Source organism: Paraburkholderia elongata (genome assembly GCF_013177735.1).
GTDB classification, from domain to species: Bacteria; Pseudomonadota; Gammaproteobacteria; order Burkholderiales; family Burkholderiaceae; genus Paraburkholderia; species Paraburkholderia elongata.
Genome location: NZ_WOEZ01000218.1, coordinates 1 through 1,144 on the forward strand (window position 1 = coordinate 1; position 1,144 = coordinate 1,144).

1 protein-coding gene is annotated in these 1,144 nt (G+C 57.0%); it reads right to left on the bottom strand.

The features are described from left to right. Positions 1-696: 696 nt before the first annotated feature. Positions 697-969 (bottom strand): hypothetical protein, encoded by a 273-nt coding sequence (locus GNZ13_RS39055; protein WP_172175171.1) that lies wholly within the window; start codon positions 967-969, stop codon positions 697-699. Positions 970-1,144: the final 175 nt, after the last annotated feature.

The following is a 1,144-nucleotide window of genomic DNA, read 5'->3' on the forward strand; positions in this document are numbered from 1 at the left end:
TCTCGTATTGTTGGAGCCAAAGTAGCCAACTTGGCCGTTCTTGAGGTTCTGCTCGAGCTTCTGCCAGTAGTAGAAAATGTCCATTCGATGTCTGCTATTCGATGCTTGGTTCACTGCGGTGCTTAATCAACGTCGCAATGTTACTAGAAGCCGCTTTTATCGAGCACGAACCGGTTCGAAATGGTTCACACCGTTATGCCGCGAACCAATACTCGTAGTACGGCCCGTCCTGGTCATCAAATACGGCAAGGAGCGCCGCCAACTCCGACGCATCCGAAGATGCGCCAAACTCGCGTCAATGCTGGCCGGCGTTCAGCAACGTCCAAGTCTGCCGCGTTGGCGGTCCGGCAAGGATTCGCGCAAACACCGCGCGGCATCGAACGCAGGTGTAGTGCTCTTCTACTCGCGCGTCTTTCACCGCGCCGGCGCCGTTAAGCGTGAGGTCTTGATGCGGAAGCTCGTCCGCCGGCTTACCGTACAGGTCAGCGCAACGCGCGCAAGGTTGAATCCAAAGGTCCATTCGTCAGTTGTCGGCAATTTTGAGCGACATGCGGCCATGTCGATGCCGGTAGAAAGCATAGGTATCAAAGCGAGGAATATCTGCGACGGGGCGTCGCAAGGTAGACCATTTGAGGTAAGCGCATCATTAGTGCCCACGGCCATCAAAAACGAACAACGAATCGATGTCTTTCGCGGTTAGTCCCCAAACGGGTTGCCGGTGTCTTTCACTTCGGTATTGAGGTTGTATTCCGCACGCACGGCCTTGAGCACGCCCTCGATGTCGCGCTCGAAGCCGACCGCGTTGCCGAAGTGAGTCATGTTCCAGTTGCAGCCTGTCTTGTCAGCCTCTTGCAACTGCGGCCGCGGCACACGAATCTTCACGCCATCCTCGACGATTTCCTGCAGTCGATGGATTCGCCGGTTGACCTCCTGCTGAAGCTGCGAGGCATTGAGCGCCTTGCGTATCATCCAGGTCTCCTTCCGGTTGCTCAAGCCAGTCTAGCGCAAGTGAGGTGTTCCGCGACCTGGCGCTGAAATGCAAAGCGCCTGAGAGAGAGCAGGCGCCTCGGTTCGTCGGGGTGCGTCAGTAAGTCAGTACGCGACAATCACGACGCCGCTGCCGCCAATGCCACGACCACCGATG

Bases quoted from the DNA above. Each gene is read 5' to 3' on its own strand.
- GNZ13_RS39055 (WP_172175171.1), bottom strand. From the start codon at position 969: ATGATACGCAAGGCGCTCAATGCCTCGCAGCTTCAGCAGGAGGTCAAC.